General features: G+C 69.0%; 17 protein-coding genes. 11 read left to right on the forward strand and 6 right to left on the reverse strand.

Translation table 11 applies throughout. The annotated features are described in order from the left end of the window. The 4 genes from ACIA6B_RS27135 to ACIA6B_RS27150 form a co-directional block, all read right to left on the reverse strand. Nucleotides 1-161: beta-ketoacyl synthase N-terminal-like domain-containing protein (locus tag ACIA6B_RS27135; RefSeq protein WP_396777769.1), on the reverse strand; the 161-nt coding region annotated here is incomplete at its 3' end. Nucleotides 162-2,241: 2,080 nt separating this feature from the next. Then, a complete protein-coding gene (locus tag ACIA6B_RS27140; RefSeq protein WP_396777532.1) occupies nucleotides 2,242-2,754 on the reverse strand; it encodes a hypothetical protein in 513 nt (170 codons plus the stop codon). A gap of 46 nt (nucleotides 2,755-2,800) precedes the next feature. Further along, complete coding sequence (locus ACIA6B_RS27145; RefSeq protein ID WP_396777533.1) at nucleotides 2,801-3,361, reverse strand: hypothetical protein; 561 nt, start codon at nucleotides 3,359-3,361, stop codon at nucleotides 2,801-2,803. A gap of 1,193 nt (nucleotides 3,362-4,554) precedes the next feature. Next, nucleotides 4,555-5,784: a cytochrome P450 gene (locus ACIA6B_RS27150; protein WP_396777535.1), complete on the reverse strand. Its 1,230-nt coding sequence runs from the start codon at nucleotides 5,782-5,784 to the stop codon at nucleotides 4,555-4,557. A 222-nt stretch (nucleotides 5,785-6,006) separates the two neighbouring features. On the opposite strand from ACIA6B_RS27150, the gene ACIA6B_RS27155 reads away from it, so the two are divergent. Further along, complete coding sequence (locus ACIA6B_RS27155; protein ID WP_396777537.1) at nucleotides 6,007-6,165, forward strand: hypothetical protein; 159 nt, start codon at nucleotides 6,007-6,009, stop codon at nucleotides 6,163-6,165. A 201-nt stretch (nucleotides 6,166-6,366) separates the two neighbouring features. Here the strand turns inward: ACIA6B_RS27155 and ACIA6B_RS27160 are convergent, their stop codons facing one another. After that, entirely contained in the window at nucleotides 6,367-8,466 is a 2,100-nt protein-coding gene (locus tag ACIA6B_RS27160) for a S9 family peptidase (RefSeq protein ID WP_396777539.1), read from the reverse strand. Between the two features lie 206 nt (nucleotides 8,467-8,672). Between ACIA6B_RS27160 and ACIA6B_RS27165 the strand changes: the two genes are divergently transcribed. After that, nucleotides 8,673-9,908: an MFS transporter gene (locus ACIA6B_RS27165; protein ID WP_396777541.1), complete on the forward strand. Its 1,236-nt coding sequence runs from the start codon at nucleotides 8,673-8,675 to the stop codon at nucleotides 9,906-9,908. Here ACIA6B_RS27165 and ACIA6B_RS27170 read toward each other — a convergent pair. Further along, nucleotides 9,874-10,560: a hypothetical protein gene (locus ACIA6B_RS27170; RefSeq protein WP_396777543.1), complete on the reverse strand. Its 687-nt coding sequence runs from the start codon at nucleotides 10,558-10,560 to the stop codon at nucleotides 9,874-9,876. The genes ACIA6B_RS27165 and ACIA6B_RS27170 overlap by 35 nt on opposite strands. Before the next feature lie 515 nt (nucleotides 10,561-11,075). Here ACIA6B_RS27170 and ACIA6B_RS27175 point away from each other — a divergent pair. The 9 genes from ACIA6B_RS27175 (at nucleotide 11,076) to ACIA6B_RS27215 (ending at nucleotide 19,842) form a co-directional block, all read left to right on the forward strand. Next, nucleotides 11,076-12,260, forward strand: a complete 1,185-nt coding sequence (locus tag ACIA6B_RS27175; protein ID WP_396777545.1) for a cupin domain-containing protein — start codon at nucleotides 11,076-11,078, stop codon at nucleotides 12,258-12,260. Nucleotides 12,261-12,274: 14 nt separating this feature from the next. After that, nucleotides 12,275-13,126: a JmjC domain-containing protein gene (locus ACIA6B_RS27180; RefSeq protein WP_396777547.1), complete on the forward strand. Its 852-nt coding sequence runs from the start codon at nucleotides 12,275-12,277 to the stop codon at nucleotides 13,124-13,126. Next, nucleotides 13,123-13,392: a hypothetical protein gene (locus ACIA6B_RS27185; RefSeq protein ID WP_396777549.1), complete on the forward strand. Its 270-nt coding sequence runs from the start codon at nucleotides 13,123-13,125 to the stop codon at nucleotides 13,390-13,392. The genes ACIA6B_RS27180 and ACIA6B_RS27185 overlap by 4 nt, the downstream gene beginning before the upstream one ends. Nucleotides 13,393-13,405: 13 nt before the next feature. Next, nucleotides 13,406-14,221: a DUF5819 family protein gene (locus tag ACIA6B_RS27190; RefSeq protein ID WP_396777551.1), complete on the forward strand. Its 816-nt coding sequence runs from the start codon at nucleotides 13,406-13,408 to the stop codon at nucleotides 14,219-14,221. Further along, nucleotides 14,222-15,211 carry a hypothetical protein gene (locus ACIA6B_RS27195; RefSeq protein ID WP_396777552.1) on the forward strand — a complete coding sequence of 330 codons (990 nt, stop codon included), beginning with the start codon at nucleotides 14,222-14,224 and terminating at the stop codon, nucleotides 15,209-15,211. It abuts the gene before it with no gap. Beyond that, nucleotides 15,208-15,960 carry a class I SAM-dependent methyltransferase gene (locus ACIA6B_RS27200; RefSeq protein WP_396777554.1) on the forward strand — a complete coding sequence of 251 codons (753 nt, stop codon included), beginning with the start codon at nucleotides 15,208-15,210 and terminating at the stop codon, nucleotides 15,958-15,960. The genes ACIA6B_RS27195 and ACIA6B_RS27200 overlap by 4 nt, the downstream gene beginning before the upstream one ends. Then, the gene (locus tag ACIA6B_RS27205) at nucleotides 15,957-17,117 is read left to right on the forward strand and encodes a JmjC domain-containing protein (protein WP_396777556.1); all 1,161 of its coding nucleotides are present in this window, start codon (nucleotides 15,957-15,959) and stop codon (nucleotides 17,115-17,117) included. Before ACIA6B_RS27200 ends, ACIA6B_RS27205 begins: the two co-directional genes overlap by 4 nt. Nucleotides 17,118-17,462: 345 nt before the next feature. Then, nucleotides 17,463-18,290 carry an SDR family oxidoreductase gene (locus ACIA6B_RS27210; protein ID WP_396777558.1) on the forward strand — a complete coding sequence of 276 codons (828 nt, stop codon included), beginning with the start codon at nucleotides 17,463-17,465 and terminating at the stop codon, nucleotides 18,288-18,290. A gap of 361 nt (nucleotides 18,291-18,651) precedes the next feature. Continuing rightward, a complete protein-coding gene (locus ACIA6B_RS27215) occupies nucleotides 18,652-19,842 on the forward strand; it encodes a sensor histidine kinase (RefSeq protein WP_396777560.1) in 1,191 nt (396 codons plus the stop codon). The last annotated feature ends 222 nt before the right edge of the window (nucleotides 19,843-20,064 follow it).

Consider the following 20,064-nt stretch of genomic DNA (forward strand, 5'->3'; position numbering starts at 1 on the left):
GACGCAGCAACACCCCACCGATCAGCAGGCGTAGCAGAAACCGCATCCAACCCATCACGCAACAAAACCCAGAACGCTGCCGGACCAGCCGCGCGTGGCAAACGACACGCCACACCAACAACAGCAATCGCACCATCCTGACCCCGAAAGGCCTCAGACATCGCCGAAAATCTCAGACATCGCCATCCTCAAGCATTCTCATCCACACTGCGGAAACACGAACCAGCGGTCCGGAAATGAGCCAGGCCGGTGACGCCCCGGCTGCGCTCACACAGACATGTAATTTTCGACCAGCGCCACTCGGCTGCGCCTAGCAGCCAGTGGAGCGAAAACCTGGTGCGCGATGCCCTGATCGTGGTAGATCCCGTCGCCATTGCCGCGATCGGATTCGGACGCATTCGGCAGGCGACAGAGCCGCCGCAGTGCTCGCGCTATTGGGACGGAATTGATTAGCGGCGTGAACCGGAGACGTCGAGGCGGTTGCCGACGGTCAGGCTGACAGCGAGCGGGACACTCGCGCCTTCGGTGGTGACATGAGGTTGGCAGCCGGCTTGGGCGCTGCCGGCCTCTCCTGGATCGCCCTGATCCAGCACGGACGAATTGTCGAACAACGCCTACAGCCAGCCGAGTATGTCCGCAGCGTGCGGATCGGCCGGCGGTACCTCGTGCAGGCCCAGCCGGGCTCCCGCATCGCGCCACTCGGCCTCGTGTCACCATTTTGATCCCAGCGGGCGGTGCCACTGCGCGTGCCGGGCGACAGCGGCCCGATCCAGTCCCAGAACCTGTCCAGAATCGTCCATAGCTACTGGTGGCCCTTTCACATGGAAAATCCACTATGGGCCGCCGTCTACGCAAGACTGGTGATCCCAGATTGTCTTGTGAGCGATCCATGAGGTGCGGCGGACCCGCCGATTGCCTGGGCCAGTCGTTCACACGAACCGCTTACCTCCCCAGGAAGCGTCCGCCTAGGGCCCGGCCTGCCTTGGCGCAGCCGACTGTCCGACCTGGGCGGAATACGGTGAAACTGATGCTTCGCCACGAGGGCAATCACGATTTTGTGCGAGTCATGACCGAGCTAAGTCGCTGGGCCTGGGAGCCGATGCCCGAGCGACGGCGATCGAGGCAGCGTGACGAGCCGCCCGGCGATCAACGCCGACCCGACGACCGAACGGACAAACGTGGACGAGGCATCAATGATCCTTCCCCCGTAGAAGTTTTCTTCGACGGAACGACTTGTCCATACACGATTCTCAATATCTGCGCACCCTGTCAAGCGTCCGGCGCAACGACCGCAATCACGAAGAAGGAGCGTCTCGCACGGACCGGACCGACAACACTGCGACCGCCCCCGACCAACCCGGTCTGGGATCCAGGTCAACGATCTGCGCGTCTCGACGAGGCGCGGCGGTCGACGAAGCCGTCGGCCGGGCCGGGCCTGCGACGTCCACACTGACCGGTTCGACGTCGGGATCCGCAGCCCGTCGCCGGTCGTCTTCAGCACCGACTCCTTTGCGGCCAACAGGGGAGGAGCGCCCGGGGCCGGGCCGACCGTGAACAGCCGGAGAGCGTCGCTGAGCACCGGCCCCAGCATGCTGTCGACGCCGGCGCTCACCTGCTCGACGTCTACTCCGGCGGCCTCGTCCGCGCCCAGCCGACCGCCATCCGGTCGCCGGCATGCGTGCGAGAGACGTTGGGCGTGCTTCCGACGGCCTCAGGACGACCCGTGCGGCCCTCGGCAGTCCGGGCACCCGCGGCGTAGCTTGCCCTTCCGCGGGTCGTCACCGGCCGGCTCGGTAACCGCGGCCGTGAGGAGCGCGGTTGCCGGCGTGCGTCGCCGTCGCGCCGCGACCCGGCGGAGGGAACACCGGGCGCGGACCCACTTCGATCCGCTGAGCAGGTCCTCGCACCAGTCGGGGTGTCCGCCGGGTCGATGCACCACACCTGGCAGTCGGTCGGGGCGACTGCCACGCCGGCGAGGTGGGCCATCAGGCGGCACCGAGGAACTGGCCGTTGAGGAACGCCGGCACGCGGGCCGATCAGTACCCCCACTACCGGGGCCGACGGGCCGCGTTCAATCGGGTGCAGGACCGCCGGTGGCGAGCGTCGTCCCCGTGCGGGAACGCCTGGAACTGATTCGTACGGTGCTCGGCCTCGAAGCCGGCGTCAGCAAAGGACATGCGTAGTCACGTTCTGCCCACAGCGGCCTGAACCGTGTCCGGGAGGCGCGCGACATGGCCTGGCTCACGCGTGCCGCCCGCGCGTCCGTCCCTGGCGCCATGGGTCCGGCGCCTTACCGGTTCGTCGCAGCTCCTTGATCCAGCCGTTGGCGATCTGCCGGGGAACCGAGTAGTGCTCGGCGACCCTCGCCGCACTCCCCATCTTCCAGTACCTGACGGGGAAGTCGGGCGGCATGTCGCTGACGTGCTTACCGACGCGTCCGGGTGGCACCTTGTCCGCAGGCGCCGACGTCCGCCCTCCGTCGATTCGCTGCGCGGGTTCGTCTCGGTCCATGTCGTCTCGGTCAACGATGTCCGGCACCGAGCCAGGGGCTTCCGCCTCTCCGGACAGCCGAGACGCAATCTCGACAATCTGTCGGAAGTCCAGCGCAGCCAGCTTCTGCGGCACGGTGGAGCCACCGTCGTCAGGGCGTACCGAAATCTCCCGGACGGTGGGGCCGGCGGAGGCCAGGTCCACAACGGCCTTTATCTGGCCGCTGCCGCCAACCTGCTCAACTGTGATGAGGTACTCGCTCATCAAAGCTCTCCTCTATCCGGTGGGCCCGACCATGGGCGGCAGACTGTTACGATGATTCACCGTTCAGCTTCCGCAGGCGGCCTATCCAACCCTTCGCGGTGTGCCGCGGGACCCCGTAGTGTTCGGCGACGCCGGTGACCGTACCAATGGCCTCGTACACGGCTCTGACCTCTTCCGCGTCAGGCATGCGCCGGTAGGCGCGGCCCGACCCCGCCCCCTGATGGCGCGCCGCCTCTGCGGGTTGCACTGCGGCAAGTCGGCCATGATCCGCCGAATCGTCTACCGACTGCTGAGTGTCAGACCGCCCGCGAGTCGAGACCCGACCACCAGCGGGCGCGCTGGAATCGACGACTCCAGTCGCCGCGCCGGTCCCCACCGCCGAACTACCGGCGCGCGAGGCTCCCGCACCCGCAATGAGTGCCTGTCCGATCGCCTCAAGATCTATCTCAGGCAGCGAGCTGACGGTCAGACCGGCCGGACCATTGCTGCGCATCGTTATCTCAGCGATCCGGTGCACGTCGCCGCTGGCTTCGACCCTGATCAGGAGTTGAATCGCACCAGCAGTTTCATCGTCATCCGTTGATATAGCGACACGAAAAGCAGTCATCCCGACATGCTAGTCCTTCGCCTTACGGGTGCCGGCGGTGACGTCCGCCCTGGTCATGGCGGGTTTGCCGGCAAGGAGGGGAATATGTGCTCCTCGACCTGTCCAGGCTGCTCGTACCGGTGGCCACCACTGGGGCGTGGATGCCTGGTTGGGCTCCTGCGCTTGGCGTACCTCGGCATGACCGACGCCGTGGCGATGCTGCGGCTGCTGCACCGACTCCCCCGCGACGTGCTGCGCCCGCTCCGGCTTGTCGGTGCGTCCCGGGATCGTGCTTCGCTGGCACCGTGACCCGATCGCTGCCCGGGTCACCCCAGCGGTCCGCAACCTCGGCATGGACCTCCACGACGCGCCGCCGGCGTCCGAGTCGGGCACCGCGACGGCGCGGCCGCCGCGATGGCCGCCGCAATCCGGCAGACGGACGTCACCGCGCTGGCGACGCGCACCGACGTGGCGGCGTGAAGTACGAGGTCGTGGCGCTGATCGACGCCATCCAGCGGCAGCCGGGCCGACCGGGCCGTTCTGCGCCCACGCGGGTGTCGCGTCCGGCACGGGCTGGACCGCCCCGACCCGGGCTGCGGCCCTCACCGGGCAGGTGAACGTCCTGGCCCACGTCCAGCCCGCACGTGCCCGGTGCCCTGATGTCGGCCCGCGGGGGCGGTTACCTGCCGCTCGGCGGCCGGTCTGCTGGCGCCCCGGGCGACGCGCCGTGCACCGCGACGACGCACGCCGCGGTGACGCACGCCGCGACGACGCACGCCGCGGTGACGTACGCCGCGGTGACGTACGCCGAATGGCTGGCGATGGCCCACGGCGGTGGCGGCCCTGCGGGTCAGCGCCAGGTGCCCGCAGGGCGTGCGTACGCCCTCGTTGGTGGCCGGCTTCGGGGCCGGGCCGGCCGCGGCGAAGGCCGTCACCGCGGCCGGGCCGGGCCGGGCCGGCCGCGGCGAAGGCCGTCACCGCGGCCGGCGAGCCGCTTGGGCCGGACGCCGTCGCGGCGTGGTGGCCGAGGTTCGGCGGCCGAACGGTTCCTCGTCGTGCCGCGCCCCGGGGTGTCCCGGTACGTGCGGCACAAGGCCGCCGACCGGGACCCGCTGGATCGCCGGCGCCCGCCGCCGGACGGGCTGAACCGCCGGACGGGCTGAACCGCCGGACGGACGGCCGGAGGGTGGGCGGCCGGAGGGTGGGCGGCCGGGTCAGGGGCGGGCGGTCAGCTTGACCCGCAGCGTGTTCAGGTGATGCTGGAACGGCGAGTCGGCATGCCAGTCCGGTGTCGCGTCGACCGGGCGGACGTCCGGGAAACGATCAAGCAGGATGCGGAAACACTCGTCCGTTTCCATCCGGGCCAGCGCGGCACCCAGGCAGTAGGACGCGCCCATGCCGAACGCGGTGTGTCGGTTGGGGGTACGGGTGATGTCGAAGCGGTCGGGTTCGTCGAACACCTCGGGGTCACGGTTGCCGGCCACCATGGCGAGGTAGATGGTCTGGTGCGCCGCAATGGGCACGTCGCCGATCACCACCGGTTCGGTGGTCATCCGCACGACGCCGCCGCCCGGGCCGTCGCAGCGCAGCATCTCTTCCACGGCTGACGGGGTCAGCTCTGGCTTCTCCTTGAGCAGGTCGAGCTGCTCGGGATTCTGGAACAGCAGGAACAACCCGTTCGCGATGAGGTGGGCCGTCGTCTCGTGGCCGGCGAACAGCAGCAGCACGCAGTTGGCGACGATCTCGTCCTCGGTGACCAGGCCGTCCTTCTCGGCGGTCGCGAACGTGCTCAGCACGTCCTCGCGCGGCCGTTGCCGGCGCTCCGCGAGCAGTGGCCGCAGGTAGTCCTGCATCTCCAGGATGCTGCGCTGGCACCGGCGCAACTGGGGCAGGTTGGCGATCTTGAATACCGTGAGGATGTCCCGCGACCAGGCCTGGAGCAGCTCGCGGTCGCGGCTCGGCATGCCGAGCATCTCGGCGATGACGTTCGCCGGCAGCGGGAACGCCAGGTCCTTGACCACGTCCATCCGGCCCTGCGGCGCCACGGCGTCGAGCAGCTCGTGGGTCAACTCCCGTACCCGCGGGCGCAGCGCGTCCACTGTGGGGCGTGTGAAGTATCGCTTCAGCAGCTGCTGGAAGCGGACGTGGTCAGCGGTGTTGGTGTGCCCCATCCACATGTCGATCGAGGCGCGCAGCGGCAGCAGTTCGTCCTGCTCGGCGGGACTCAACCGCCGGAGCCCCTGGGACATGTTCGCGTTGGCCAGGCGGCGGTCCTTCAGCCCGGCGACGATGTCCGCGTGCCGGGTGACGAGGTACGCGTTGAGTTCCGGAACCCAGGTCACCGGGGTTTCCGCCCGAATTCGGTGGAACAGGCGGGTCGGATTTTCCAGCGCCTTGAGGGTGAACAATCTGTCCTGCCGAATCGGCCCGTTCATGTCCTCCATCCGGTGATTATGACGTGGGACGTACGCCGGCGCCATGCCCGCCAGCCACGGACGCCTATCGCTCGACCGGCTGGAAAAGTTCCCAGCGAAGCGCGAGAAATGTGGCGGGAACCAGGCCGGGCGGGTTTCGACCAGGGACCCGTTCCTCGATCATGGAGTCGAGCCGCGCCCATCCTTCTGCAACGTAAAGTAACCGGATCGTCTTGTCGTTACCTGCCTGAGATGGTCATTGAACTGCAATTGAGCCGCTCAGCCGCGTCATCGAAGCCCGTCACTCTTCGCAAAGATTTGGTTCGGGTTTTGCGGGCCGCCGGGACCCGGGTCGGCCATCCGCCGTGCCTGGCCGTGGTGTTCAACAAGATCGGCCAGGCGGCGGCGTAGACCGTGGGCGTCGGCACGGTCGAGGGCGGTGGGGATCCACCGGGCGGTGACCGCCGCCGAACCGACCGGCCACCCCGTACCGCACCGCTCTCAGTCCGGCCCGCGCGAGCGTCACCCCGGCGGCCGGTCCGTCGGGGCCGGCGCCGACGATGACGACCTCAACCTGGCCACCGGCCGACGGGTCGAGCTTCCGCGCCGTCCTCATCCGGAGGCCGGACCGGTGGCGGGCACGGCCAGCGTGTCGAGTATCCATGCGGTGATGAACGCCTCCGCTCGCCACGACCGCTCCCGTCCGCTCGGTCCGCTGTGCCCGCCGTGCATCTCGGTGCGCAGCAGCACCGCCGTGGCCGGTGACAACGACCGGATGCGGGCCACCCACTTCGCCGGTTCGTGACACGCAACCCGAGTGTCGTGCAGGCCGGCCGTCGCGAGGATCGGGGGGTACCGGTGCTCGCCGACGTTGTCGTAAGGCGCGTACGACTTGAGGTACGCATAGACGTCCGGGTCGGCGATCGGGTCGCCCCACTCCTCCCGGTCCGGCACGGTCAGCGGCCGGCGCGGGTCCAACATCGTGGTGAGCGGATCCACGAACGGCACCTCCGCCACGATCCCGGCGAACCGGTCCGGCGCGAGGTTGGCGACCGCGCCGACGAGCAGTCCGCCGGCCGACGCACCCCGCGCCACGAGCCGGCCGGGGGCGACCCACCCCGCCTCCGTCAGGTGCTCGGCTGCCGCCAGGAAATCGGTGAAGGTGTTCTTCTTCGCCAGCAGTCGGCCGCCGTCCCACCAGGAACGGCCGAGTTCCCCGCCGCCACGCGGATGGGCGACGGCGAACACCACCCCCCGGTCCACCAGGGACAGTAGTGTCGGCGAGAACCACGGGTCGGCCGGCGCCTGGTAGGCGCCGTAGGCGTAGAGGACGCCGCTGATACGGGGTGTGTCACGCCGGGCCAGGATGGACACCGGCACCCGGACGCCGTCGGGAGCCGTTGCCCACTCCCGGTGCTGCTCGTAGTGTTCGGGCCGGAATCCGCCCCCCACCCTGGTCCGCCGGCGCAGCAGCAGCTCGCCCGAGCCGAGGTCGCAGTCGTAGACCGATTCGGGCGTGACGAGCGACGCGTATCGCAGTCGGAACAGCGTGGTGCGGTACTCCAGGTTCCGATCGGGCCGGACGGTGTGGATCGGCTCGGGGAACACGACGTCACGGCTCCCGGTGCCGTCCGGGGACAGGACGCGCAGCCCGGTCAGGCCGTTGCGGCGCAGCGCCAGCACCGTGTGCCGGGCGAACGCGTACACCTGGGTGAGTCGGACCCCGGGGACGTGCTCCACCAGCGGATGCCAGTCGCCCGGAGCGGCGGCCGGGGTCCAGGCGAGCGCGAAGTCGGGGGCGTCCGCGTTGTGCAGGACCAAAAACCGGTCTCCTTGGTGGTCGACCGTGTAGTCGACGCCGGGACGTCGGGGCGCGACGACGACCGGTGGGCCGTCGGCTCGGTCCGCGGCGATCACGTGCACCTCGCTGGTGGTTCGGCTGCGCGCGGTGATCACGATGAATCCGCGGGAGCGGCTGAGGGCGACCCCGAGCCGGAACTGGCGGTCGGGCTCCTCGTGGACCAGCCGGTCGCCGACCGAGGAGCCGATCGTGTGCCGCCAGACCCGATACGGGCGGCCGGTGTCGTCGGCGGTGACGTAGAACAGCCTGGTTCCGTCGGCGGACCAGGCCGATCCGTAGCTGACGTCGGGCATCCGGTCGGGCAGCAGGGTGCCGCTGCGCAGATCCTTGATCCGCAGGGCGAACCGCTCATCGCCGGTGTGGTCGACACCGTGCGCCAGCATTCGACCGTCCGGGCTGACGTCGAAGATGCCGAGATTGAAGTACGGCGAGTCAGCCGCGAGGATGTTGCGGTCCAGCAGCAGTTCCTCACCGGGCAAGGGGCCGCCGGCCCCCGCCGCGCCGCCGACCTCGGGCGGGACTGTCACCCCCGCCGACGCCGGTACGCGGCAGTGCAGGATGTAGGGCCGACCCGCCTCGGTGCGGTTGTAGTACCAGTAGCCGTCCTTGAGCACCGGCACGGTCAGCTCCGCCGGCGGTGTCCGGGACCGGAACTCGTCCAGCAGCAGGTCCCGCAGACCGGCCAGGTGCGCCGTCGCCGTCGCCGCGTGGTCGGCCTCCGCGCGGAGATAGGCGATCGTGTCGGGGTTGTCACGCTGCTGTAGCCATGCATACTCGTCGATGACCGTGTCGCCGTGGTAGGTGCGCTGGGTCGCGATCTGCTTGGCTCGTGGGGGCACCGGACGCGTCATGCGACCCACGCTAGGGCGGCGCCGGTCGAGGACGATAAGAATGTCTGGGCACGCCGAGCCTTTTATAGTACGGTTGCCGCATCGGGTTGACGTGGTCCCCGACATTCGTCCAGGTGGGCTCCCATCTTGAGGGCTGATTCTTTCGCACCGCAATCCATTGCGTGACCAGGTCTATTGGCGCATCGGTGGCATTGATTGGAGTGGAGATGGACCAGCCACGCTGGAACGAGGTCTATCTGATCGCGAGCGCGCGTGGGATCTCGGTGTGCGGTGACCTGCTCGCCGCGACGGCGCTGGCCATCGTGCTCCAGGAGCAGGGCGCCGGCGGCTACACCGTAGCCGCGTTGCTGCTCAGTGCGGCCCTTCCGCCGGTGCTACTGGCCCGGTTGACCGGCCGTATCGCCGACCGGCTCGACAGCCGCCGGATCATCATGGCGGTCGCGCCGGTGCAGGCGTTGTGCTGCCTGGCGATGCTCACCACGTCGGTCCCGGGGATACTCATCGCCCTCAACGCGCTGCTGGCATGCGGGGTCGCCGTCACCCAACCGGTGTTCGCCGCGCTCGCGCCCGCGATGGTGGGCGTGGACAACGTCCCCCGGGCAAGCGCGATCACCCAGACGTTCACGTCCGCGGGGATGTTCGCCGGGCCGGTGCTCGCCGGCGTCCTCGTCTCGATCGACGGGCCGAGGTTGCCGCTGGTGCTCGACGCGACCAGCTTCCTGGCCATCGCGCTGGTGGGTCTGGTGATCCGCACCAGCCGTGCCCGCCGGCAGCCGGCGCCGTCGGCGCCGCACAGCCCGCCGGTCGTGGTCTACCGGGTGCGCGACGACCGCGTGCTGCTCGTCGCGCTGGTCATGGTGGCAGCGGTCGTCGCGGCGGCGAACCTGATGGATGTCGCGGTCGTCTTCTTCGTCCGCGGCACGTTGCATGCCTCCGCATCGATGTACGGCATCGTCATGGGTAGCTGGATGCTCGGTCTGGTGTTCGGGGCATGGGCGGCGGCGCGCGGCCGGACCGACGACCATGGCTACCTGATCAGGCTGGTCACCGGTCTTGCGCTGGTCAGCGCCGGCATCCTGGCCGGCGGCACCGTCAGCGAGGCGGGCTGGGTGATACCGGCGTTCGTGATCGGCGGGATCGGCAACGGCATGCTGGGCTCCGCGGCCGGAACGCTCGTCGCGCGCCGTACGCCGGAGGAGGCGCGGGGGATGGGGTTCGCCACCCTCGGCGCGGTGATCAATGGAGCGATGGTGGCCGGATTCCTGATCGCCGGTGGACTCTTGGAGGTCGTCTCGCCGCGTCTGGTGCTCATCTGGTCCGGTGCGACCGCACTGGCCCTGGTGCTCGCGAGTGCGGTGCCGGTCCTGATGATGAGTCGCCGGCAACGGCACGCGGCGGACGATTCCCTCACGCTGGTTGGTGCAGCAGGCCGGAACGGATGATGACGGCGACCAGCGTCGCCCGATCGACCCCCTTGGGAAGGCCGAGTTTTTCGGCGACATACTTGATGTGGGCGTCCACCGCTCCCGCACTGATCGGGTGCCCCCTGCTGGACAGCCGGCGGGCCATCTCGGCCGACGTGGGCAGCACCGCGTCCATCTCGCCACGCAGCCGTTCCACGCACAGTTCCCCGAGCACCGCGAAGTACGTGGACCGTTGGTCGAGCAGCGGCCTACGGGCCGCCACCTGCTGACAAACGGAGCACGGCCGGGGCGACGCGCGAATGTATCGCGGTTCGTGGCCGAACACGGAGACCTTCGGTCCGGAGGACGAAGCGGTCAGGTCGATATGTGCGAGCTCAAACGGCACCGGCACGTCGAGCCGTCCCGGGTCGACGATGACGTACTGGTACCAGTCGTCCATGTTCTGCACGGTGACCGGATGCCGATCGGACAGGTTGCTGAGCAGCCAGAAGCTCTCCCCGGCGGTGATCCGCCAGCTCAGCGGTGGTGCACCCGCAGCCAGCACCCGCAGATCGAAGGGGCATTGACTGCATTGACAGACGCCAATAGTTGCGCTTTGCCCTGAGGTCAAGGTGACCTGACTTGGCTGGACCCCTGGGTACGTGGGGCCCTGAATAATGATCTTTTTCATTGTCCCCGTTCCACTGGCTAGACTCACAGTTCACAGTGATATGTCTCACGAGCTGCCATGGAGTGCGGCCCGAGCGCGGGCCAGCTTCGCCGAACTTACCCCGACCCCGAGTGCACAACAAGGACCCGAGTTCCATAAACACGCATCGTAAACGTCCATGATTTGCGACAAGGACATTGACCAGGAGCATTGCCATTCTGGTCGCCATGCGGCATGACGCTCGGTGAGCCGCAGGCGGCTCTCATATCAGAGACCCCGCCCACTGGCAACTGCTGCCCATCTCGGCTTTCCGCGATATCCGGCACTCTTCTCCTGTGCCAGGCTTGCTCTCGGTTGGCCACTGATGCATTTGGTCAGCCAGCTCGTCGATATCGCGAGGCAAATGTTCCGTCGATCACTGATTGGAGGTGTGGAAAATGGACCTCGAATTCATCGAGACCTCCGCCGACCTGCGGGCCCTCTCGTACTTCAACGCGATCGCGTGATCGAACAGTGGTGCTGGAGAATGGATGAAGATGCGTACTCCGACATTCGAGGAACTCGCCGGCGACGAGGCTGAGTTCTTCGCGAATCACTTCAACCAGACCCCACTGCTGCGGCGGGCCGCGCTGTCCGGAGACTCCCGCGACGTCCTGTCCGTCGCGGACCTCGACGAACTCCTGCATCTGGAGGCCATCCGCCCGCCGTACCTCGCCATCACCAAGGACGGCGACGGTGTCCCGGAACGGGCATACACCACCCTGACCCGCGTCCAGGGCACCACGGTCACCGACACGGTCGTGGCGGAGCGCGTCTACGAGCTTTTCCGCACCGGGGCCACCCTCACCTGGAGTTCCCTCAACCACGTGCTGCCCTCGGTGCGGGCGCTGACCCGGATGCTCGCCACCAAGTTCGCGGCCCGCAGCGACGTGGTGGCCTTCCTGACGCCGGCGGGCCGGCAGGGCTTCTCACCACACCACGACCCGGTCGACCTGTTCATCATCCAGCTCGAAGGCACCAAGCACTGGAAGCTGTGGGAGCCGCCGACGACGCGCCGCGGCGACATCGGACACTACAAGCTCGAAGAGCTCGGCACCCCGGTGATCGAGACGACGCTGCGGGCCGGCGACGTGCTCTACCTGCCCTACAACACGCCGCACGTGGCGGCGGCCGAGGACCAGGTCTCGCTGCACCTGTCGGTGATGGTGCGGCCGAGGATGTGGCGCGACCTGCTCGGGCTGGCCGTCGAACGGCTGCTGGACACCGAGGCGTTCTGGCAGTTCCCGTACCTGCACGAAAGCACCGTCACCGACCTCGTCCCGGACTTCACCGACCACGCGGCGTTGCTGGCCGAGCGGCTACGGGAGATCGACGTCGAGGCCGAGCTGCGCCGGTTGATGACGCTCGGACAACACTCCGAGGGCACCGCCCAGGGCAACGAGTTCCAGACCATCGCGGCACTGGACGCCATCGGCGGAAGCACGCTGCTGCGCCGTACCGACCTCGCCGTGACGTTCCAGGAGAGCCAGGACGGCCGGACCAGGACCAGGGTCAACGGCCACACCATCGCGATTCCCAGCGCGGTCGCGGCGACCCTCGAACGGATGAGCAGCGGCGAGCCGGTCCCGGCCCGGGAGATCAATCCCGACGTCGAGACCGAACGGTCGGTCGGCATCGCCCAGGCGCTCGCGCGACTCGGCGTCCTCACCGTCGCACGCTGATCGGGCGGACTCCGATGTACACCCCGACGTTCGCCGAACTCGCGGGCGACGAGACACAGTTCTTCGCACACCACTTCAACCAGGCACCGCTGCTGCGCCGCGAAGCGCTGTCCGACGATCCCCGGTCCGTCCTCTCGATCGCCGACCTGGACGGCCTGCTGCACCTCGAAGCGCTCCGGCCGCCCTATCTCGGCGTGACCGTCGACGGTCAGGCGACGCCACTGGCGGCGTACACCGCGCCGGTCCGCGTGCAGGGCGCCACGATGACCGACGTCGTCGTGCCGGAGCGGGTGTACGAACTGTTCCGCACCGGCGCGACGGTGACCTGGAGCTCGGCCGAGCAGCTCAACCCGTCGCTCCGGGCGCTCACGACGGTGCTCGCCGAGAGGTTCTCGGCCCGCAGCAGCGTGACCGCCTTCCTCACCCCGGCCGGGCGGCAGGGCTTCTCTCCGCACCACGACCCGATCGACGTGTTCGTCATCCAGGTCGAAGGCACCAAGCACTGGAAGCTGTGGGAGACGCTGGCGCCGCGCAAGGAGACCTTCGGTCACTACCGGACCGAGGAACTGGGCGAGCCGGCGTTCGAGGCGGTGCTGGAGCCGGGCGACGTGTTGTACATGCCGTACAACACGCCCCACGTGGCGATGGCCGAGGACCGGGTGTCGCTGCACCTGTCGGTGAGCGTGCAACCACGGTTGTGGCGCGACGTCCTGGCGGTGAGCGTACGACGGCTCCTCGACAACGGGGAGTACGGCGACGCCGCTCGTCCCGACGAAGCGGCACTGGCCCGCTTCGCTGCCCGGTTGGAGAAGCTCGACGCGGCTGCGGAACTGCGCCGCCTGATCGACCGCAGGGAGCTCCCGTGATCCGCAAGGTCCTGATCGGCGCGCTGGGCGCGCTGGTCGCCGCATGGCTGACCGCCTTCGCGGTACCCGCCCATCCCACGCCGACCATCACGGTGCCCGCCCCCGCCGACGTGCTCGACAGCCGAAACGGCGTGATCTTCGAGTCGCACGACTCGGACGGGGCCAACACCATGCTGCCCGCCGACCAGGCCATCGAGAGTGCGATCGGACAGGTCAATCCACGACGGCAACCCGATTCGGCCAACTCCGACCGCCAGTTCAACTGAAGGGAGCACACGCATGCCGCGGTTGGTGATCCGACCCCCCGGCTGGACGCAGTCCGGACCGGCCCGCGTCGCGCAACGGGCCGCCCGTATCCTGCCCCTGCTCGTCGTCACGGCGTACGCGGTGTCCGTCATCGGGTACAACCTGCCGCCGTCACCGCTGAAGGTGCGGTTGCAGTCGACCCTCGACGCCGTCGTCGACCCCTACCTGACGCAGCGGTGGCGACTCTTCGCGCCCAACCCGCCCAACGGCAACTACGACGGCTGGCTCCAGGTCGAGTACCGCACCGGCGGCACCACGACGACCAGCCCGGTGCTGTCGCTCACGCAGCCGCTGATCGCCGAGGCCAAGGCGCACCGGCTCTTCCCGCCCCGGGTCGACCGCACCGTGCTGAACCTCGGCTATTCGCTCTCCGACATCGCGACCTCGGAGACCAAACTCGAACGGCTCATCGCGAGTCGGCAGAACGGGCAGCCGCTGACCGACCCCGCCGACCCCAGCCACCCGATCAGCGTGCAGGAGGCCAGCATCCTGCCGGCCGGCTGGCAGGAGTTGGAGGGCGCCGGGCAGATGAGTGACGCCGAGTACCTCGCCGCGGCCCGGGAGAGCCTGGCCGGCGCCCGCAAGCAGGTGAGCGGGCAGATCGGCCGGCTCGCCTCGATGATGGTGCCCGGCGTCGAACTCGACGGCGATCCGGTGCGGGTGCGGGTCTTCTACACCTGGACCGCGATCCTGCGCTTCTCCGAGCGGCACGAGGCGGACCCCGAACAGGACCCGCCCATCCGCATCGCCGACACCGGCTGGATGTCCTACCAACCCCCGGAGCGGTGAATGTCCACCTTCCTCGACCGTTTCGCCACCGGCCGCCGGCGACTGATCGGCCTGTCCCTGCTCAGAATCGGGCTCGGCGCCACCACCGCCCTCATCTATCTGGCCAACTTCCCGTACCGCGACGCCCTCTACGGGCCGAACGGGACCACCAGCTTCGCCAGCTTCAGCGCCTCGCAACACTCCTCCGGGAGCGTGTTCTCCCTCTATCGCCTCAGCGACGGTGACACATGGTTCAACCTGGTCTATTTTTCCGGTCTGGTGGCTGCCTTGGTCTGGACCGTCCTGGGCGGAAGGGCACTGACCCTGGTGAACGCGATTTTCATCTGGTCACTTGACCAGCGCAATCCCAACGTGCTTGACGGCGGCGACAACCTGGCCCGGATCCTGCTGCTGCTGCTGGTGTTCGCCACCACCAACGCGTACCTCAGCCCGCTCGCCGCGCGAACCCGCGCCCGGCTGACCGCGACAGGCGACAAGCCGACGCTGCTCAACAGTGTGCACAACGCCGCCGCGATGCTTGTCGTCTTCCAGATCTGCGTCGTCTACGCCATGTCCAGTTTCTGGAAGATCGTCGACACCCGCTGGCGGGAGGGCAACGCGCTCTACTACATCAGCCAACTGCACCAGTTCCAGTACAGCGACACCGCCACCGCGCTCATGCACAACGCGGCAGTGGTGACGCTCGCCTGCTACCTGACCATCACCGTGCAGCTGGCGGTGGTGTTGCTGGTGCCCGGCCGCAACCGGCGGCTCCGTGAGATCGCGCTGCTGCTGGTGATCGGCATGCACCTCGGCATCGGGGTCACCATGGGCCTCGTCAGCTTCGCGCTCTACATGATCGCCGCTGACTGTGCGCTGCTGTCCGACGACGACTACCGCGCGACCCGCGACTGGCTCAGGCGGCGCTTCGCGTCGGTGTACCGCCGCAACGCTCCGGTCTCGCCGGCGGTACCGACACCCGAGCCCGACCTGGTCGGTGGTGCACGATGAGTGACTGGTCGTCCTCCGCGCAGTACCTGCGCAACGAGGCCGGGCACTACGACGACGAGATCGGCGCCGGCTGGCCCACCGGGCCGGCGGTCCGATTCCTCAAGGACGTCGCCGGCGCCGGCACCCGGGTCCTGGAGTTCGGTGTCGGCACCGGCCGTATCGCCCTGCCGCTCGGTTCCGACTCGGGCCTGAAGGTCACCGGTGTGGACAACTCCACGGACATGCTCGCCGTGCTGGGCACCAAGGACCCGGCCGGCGTGATCCAGACGCGCCACGCGGACATGGTCGACGTCCGGCTCGACGAACGCTTCGATCTCGTGTACTGCGTGTTCAACACCATCTACGCGCTGCCCGACCAGGACACGCAGGTCGCCTTCCTGCGCAACGCCGCACGCCATCTCGCCGACGACGGCCGCCTGGTGCTGGAGACCCAGATGATCGGGCTGTCCGACTTCGTCAACAACAAGATCATCGCACCCACGCAGATCCGGCCCGACCGCACCGAGCTTGTCATGATCCTGCACGATCCGGCGGAGCAGACCCTGGTGCGGCAGACGGTGAACTTCCGTGCCGACGGCGTGCACCTCGCGCCGTTGCGGATGCGCTACGTCTGGCCCGCCGAGCTGGACCTGATGGCGCGCCTGGCCGGACTGCGCCGCACCGGCCGATTCGGCGGCTGGTCACGGGAGCCCTTCACCGGAACCGGCGTCTGCATCTCGATCTACCAGCACGGGAGTGATCTACAGTGACGTTCGCCGACATCTTCGGGTCGCCGACCGAGTTCGCCGCCGTGCTGGCCCGCGAGGCCGTCGTGCGCAGGCAGGCCCTGCGGTGCCCACCGGGTGACCTGCTCACCGTGCGCGACCTGGATCGCCTGCTGCGGTCCCGCACCATCCGCGCGGCGGACATCCGGATCGCCGCCGAGAACACCATCATCGTCCCGGTCGAGTACACCGCGGTGGCCGAGTCCTCGGGCGGTGTGCACGCCGAATACGCGGTGGCCGAGCGGGTGTACCGCTACTTCGAGGCCGGCGCCACGTTGATCTGGCCGCACCTACAGCGCTTCGTGCCGGCTCTGTTCGACCTGGCTCGCGACGTGGCGGCGGCCGTGGGAACCCCGACCTGGGTCGACGGCTGCCTCACCCCCGCAGGACGAATGGATCTGGTCGTCCACGACCGGCCGGTGGAGATCGCCATCGTCCAGCTCACCGGTACCCGCCGGTGGCGGGTCTGGCCGACGAAGCCCCAGCACGCCGACACCAGCCGTGTCGGCGCATCGGGTGAGCCGGCCGTGGACGCCACGCTGGAACCCGGCGACGTCCTCTACGTGCCCTCCCACTCGCCGTACGTGGGTGACTACGGCGGCAACCTGTCGCTGCACGTGAGCGTGACGTTCCGCCAGCCCACCTGGCGGAACCTGATGACGGACCTGGTGGCCGACCTGCTCCTGGACGACGCCTTCCTGGAGCGGCCGCTGCCGGTCGAGGCGACCGGGCCGGGCCTGCCGGCCCGGCGCGACGCACTACTGCGCCGACTGTCGGCGCTCGAACTCGACGACCTCGCCGCACGACTGCGCACCGCCCCGGACGCCGCCCCGTCGCTGGGCGTCCCTCCCGACGCGGGACCGTCGGGCGAGCCGGGCCGGTTCGCGCAGTTGGCCGACGCCGACCGGATCGGAATGGACGACGACATCGAGATCGGCCCGTCCTGCACCGTTGCCGACGGCGCGGTGACCGTCGGCGCGACCACGTATCGCCTGGACGCAAAGCTGGTCGACACCCTGCGCCAACTGCGCGACACCGGGGGCCGGTGGCCGGCCGGAAAGGTGGCGGCCGTCGTCTCCGCCGATCCGCACCGCGTGATTCGCGCGCTGGTACGGGCCGGCGTCCTCCGCCAGGCCGCGTGAGTCCGACAAGCTCTTCCCACCCGCAGACCGCCACCCGGGGCGGTGAATGGGGACCGTCGGCTCGGCCGGCTCCACGAGGAGTCCCGACATGCGAGCAGTCGGGGCCGTGACCATGTTCCGCTGGTCACGGCCTCGATTGTCGTGGTGGGGTTGACGTGGCTTTCGACGAGCCGCAGCCCCGCAACCACCGTGCCGCGTTCCTGATGCACCGAATGAGGACGGCCGGGCCCGATGCCGGATACCCGACGAATCAGTCGGACGACGGTCGACGCCTCTTCACCTTTCGCGCCACCTCTGCCACCCTGCATTCGCGACATAACCCAGTGGATGGGCGGGTCGAGGGCGATGACAAAGCGGTGGCTGGTCACGGGATGTTCGAGCGGACTCGGTCAGGCTCTCGCGGCCCGGCTCGCCGCCGAGGGCGACCAGGTGGTGGCGACCGCCCGGCAGCCGGAGACCCTGGACGGGTTGGTCGCCCGGCATCCGGACAACGTGGTGGCCACCGCCCTGGACGTACGGGATCCGGAGCAGTGCGAAGCAGCGGTCGCGCGTGCGGTGGACGCCTTCGGCGGCGTCGACGTGCTGGTCAACAACGCGGCCTACGGCCAGTTCGGCACCTTCGAGGAGATCTCCGACGCGGAACTCGCCGCGCAGTTCGCCACGAACGTCTTCGGGCCGTGGCGGCTCACCCGCGCCGTGCTGCCACTGTGGCGGGCGCAGCGCCGCGGGCACGCCGTCTTCGTCAGCTCGGTCTCCAACGTGGTGCCCATCCCAGGGCTCGCCGCGTACAACGCGAGCAAGCACGCGCTGGAGGGAGCGGCCGAGTCGCTCGCCGCCGAGGCCGGGCACCTCGGGGTCAAGGTGACCATCCTGCAGCCGGGCGGCTTCGCCACCGGTTACAGCGCCAACCTGCGGAGACCGGAGCACGGTATCGCGGACTACACGCCGGTCAGCGAGGGCATGTTCCGCGCGCTGCACGAGATGAACACCTATGCGGAGATCAACTCCCCCGAGCTCTTCGCCGACGTGGTCTGGCGGCTCGGTCAGATGGACTCGCCGCCGCTTCGACTGCCGGTGGGATCCGACGCGGAGGCAGTCCTGACGCGCGCCTACGACGCCCGGCGCCGAGAGTACGACCAGGTGGTCAAGGCGGGCCATCACATCGCCCCGTGAGTAGGCGCGCGAGGTGGCCTTCGCCGGCCCGGTGGTGGCTCCGCCGCGGTCCGGCTGAGCGCCCTCAGCGGGTGACGCCTCCTGTGCTGGAGGAGTCGGAGCAAATCCCAGGCTCTACCGCGACGCCCAGGATCTCGTGACCAGAGATAGGTGGAGCCGAACAAGAGTGTCGGCGCCACCAGGAAGACGCCGGCAAGAGCCAGAAAGTACACCGCCCCACCCCATTTTGTTGATCCGTCATTCCCACCATGGGGTGGGCCAGCCCGTGAAGCCAGCCTTCTGACAGACCCTGACGTACGCGGCCAACTCTTTCCACGTGCCGAGCGCAGGACGCGTCGGGATCGTGGCATGCTGGGTCGCCATGACGACGGATGCGGCGTCGGAGGCCCTTGACCAATTGAGGGCGCGCCTGAACCAGTTGCACCGGGAGAGCGGGGAGCCGAGCAGTCGGGAGGTCTCGCAGCGCACCCGGAGGGCGATCAGTCACACCACCGTGAACCAGGTCCTCCGATGCGCCAAAGCGCCGCGGTGGAACAACCTCGAAGTCGTGGTGGAGGCGCTCGGTGGCAGCATCACGGAGTTTCGCGCCCTGTGGGTCGCCGTCCGCAACGGCGAAAGTCCGGGCCCCGCATCGGTCAGCCGGCAGCAGGAGATATTTGCGAGCATGGCTCGACGCGGCCAGACGTTGATCGACCAGTTCGCCGAGCAACTCTCGTACATGCAACGCGGCGAACTGGATCCCGGCCTGCATGCGGACGCGTTGGCGCTGGAAAGGATCGCGAACAGAATGCGGCGCCACAATGAGAACCTGCTGCTTCTTGCCAACGTCGACCTCGGTGGCGCCCCGAAGGACCCGGTGCCACTGATCGATGTCATACGAGCGGCGCAGACCGAACTCGGAGAGCACCGACGAGTCGAGGTCAACGCGGGCCATCGAGAGGCGGGCGTCACCCCTTCGACAGCCCGGCCCGTCGTTCGTATCGTCGCGGAACTGCTGGACAATGCGTTTGCGTTCTCCGCTCCCGACGGTCCGCCGGTCACGATAGATGTGACGCCCGCCGGTCCGGGAGTCGTGGTTCGTATCGAGGATCACGGGATCGGGATTCCCGCCGCCACGATCGCCGACTTCGAGCGGTGGCTCCGGAAGCCGGGCAGCGTCGGGACCGTGCCATCCCGGACGATAGGCCTGGTCATCGTCGCTCGGCTCGCCGTGCGTCATGCGATCGATGTCAGGTTGCACCGCAAGCCGTCGCGCGGATCCCTGGCCGTGGTCACCATTCCCGGCTCGGCCGTGGCACGGATCCTGCAACCATCGGCGAGACCGCCCGCGCCCTTCCCCGATCGGGGTCACCGGGCCGTGTTCGCGGCAATGCCGAGGAGCGATCGAGCCAAGATCGTCGACCTTCTTCCGCATGAGCAGGTCCGCCTGGTGCTGGCCGGGATCGCAGCGGACCAGGCGCGGTCCGCGCTGGACCGGACACGGTCACCGGACTGGCCGGCCGCGAAGGAGCCCCCTCTTCGTCGCGACCGGCCCGGGCTGCGCCCAGGTTGACGGGGCCACCTCGGTCGCGGCCAATCCTGGGAACCTCAGGCTCATCGACGAACATCGCTCAATAGAGCGTCGGCGGTCGGAACTCCGTCTGTCAATACCGGGGTGCACGGCGCCGCCACGAGGACTCCGTCGGCCGGCCGGCCGGCTCGCTCACGAGCGGGTAGGGCCTTGTCCGGCAGGTTCGCCCGCGACGAGGGCCACGGCCTGGGCGGCGGGCTGCGG

Source organism: Micromonospora sp. NPDC051141 (genome assembly GCF_044455765.1).
In the GTDB taxonomy this organism is placed as follows: domain Bacteria; phylum Actinomycetota; class Actinomycetes; order Mycobacteriales; family Micromonosporaceae; genus Micromonospora.

Coding starts and splice junctions, on each gene's coding strand:
- ACIA6B_RS27170 (WP_396777543.1), bottom strand. CDS start 10,560: ATGAAAAAGATCATTATTCAGGGCCCCACGTACCCAGGGGTCCAGCCA.
- ACIA6B_RS27175 (WP_396777545.1), top strand. CDS start 11,076: ATGCGTACTCCGACATTCGAGGAACTCGCCGGCGACGAGGCTGAGTTC.
- ACIA6B_RS27165 (WP_396777541.1), top strand. CDS start 8,673: ATGGACCAGCCACGCTGGAACGAGGTCTATCTGATCGCGAGCGCGCGT.
- ACIA6B_RS27160 (WP_396777539.1), bottom strand. CDS start 8,466: ATGACGCGTCCGGTGCCCCCACGAGCCAAGCAGATCGCGACCCAGCGC.
- ACIA6B_RS27140 (WP_396777532.1), bottom strand. CDS start 2,754: ATGAGCGAGTACCTCATCACAGTTGAGCAGGTTGGCGGCAGCGGCCAG.
- ACIA6B_RS27215 (WP_396777560.1), top strand. CDS start 18,652: ATGACGACGGATGCGGCGTCGGAGGCCCTTGACCAATTGAGGGCGCGC.
- ACIA6B_RS27150 (WP_396777535.1), bottom strand. CDS start 5,784: ATGGAGGACATGAACGGGCCGATTCGGCAGGACAGATTGTTCACCCTC.
- ACIA6B_RS27145 (WP_396777533.1), bottom strand. CDS start 3,361: ATGACTGCTTTTCGTGTCGCTATATCAACGGATGACGATGAAACTGCT.
- ACIA6B_RS27195 (WP_396777552.1), top strand. CDS start 14,222: ATGTCCACCTTCCTCGACCGTTTCGCCACCGGCCGCCGGCGACTGATC.
- ACIA6B_RS27190 (WP_396777551.1), top strand. CDS start 13,406: ATGCCGCGGTTGGTGATCCGACCCCCCGGCTGGACGCAGTCCGGACCG.
- ACIA6B_RS27155 (WP_396777537.1), top strand. CDS start 6,007: ATGGTCATTGAACTGCAATTGAGCCGCTCAGCCGCGTCATCGAAGCCC.
- ACIA6B_RS27180 (WP_396777547.1), top strand. CDS start 12,275: ATGTACACCCCGACGTTCGCCGAACTCGCGGGCGACGAGACACAGTTC.
- ACIA6B_RS27210 (WP_396777558.1), top strand. CDS start 17,463: ATGACAAAGCGGTGGCTGGTCACGGGATGTTCGAGCGGACTCGGTCAG.
- ACIA6B_RS27200 (WP_396777554.1), top strand. CDS start 15,208: ATGAGTGACTGGTCGTCCTCCGCGCAGTACCTGCGCAACGAGGCCGGG.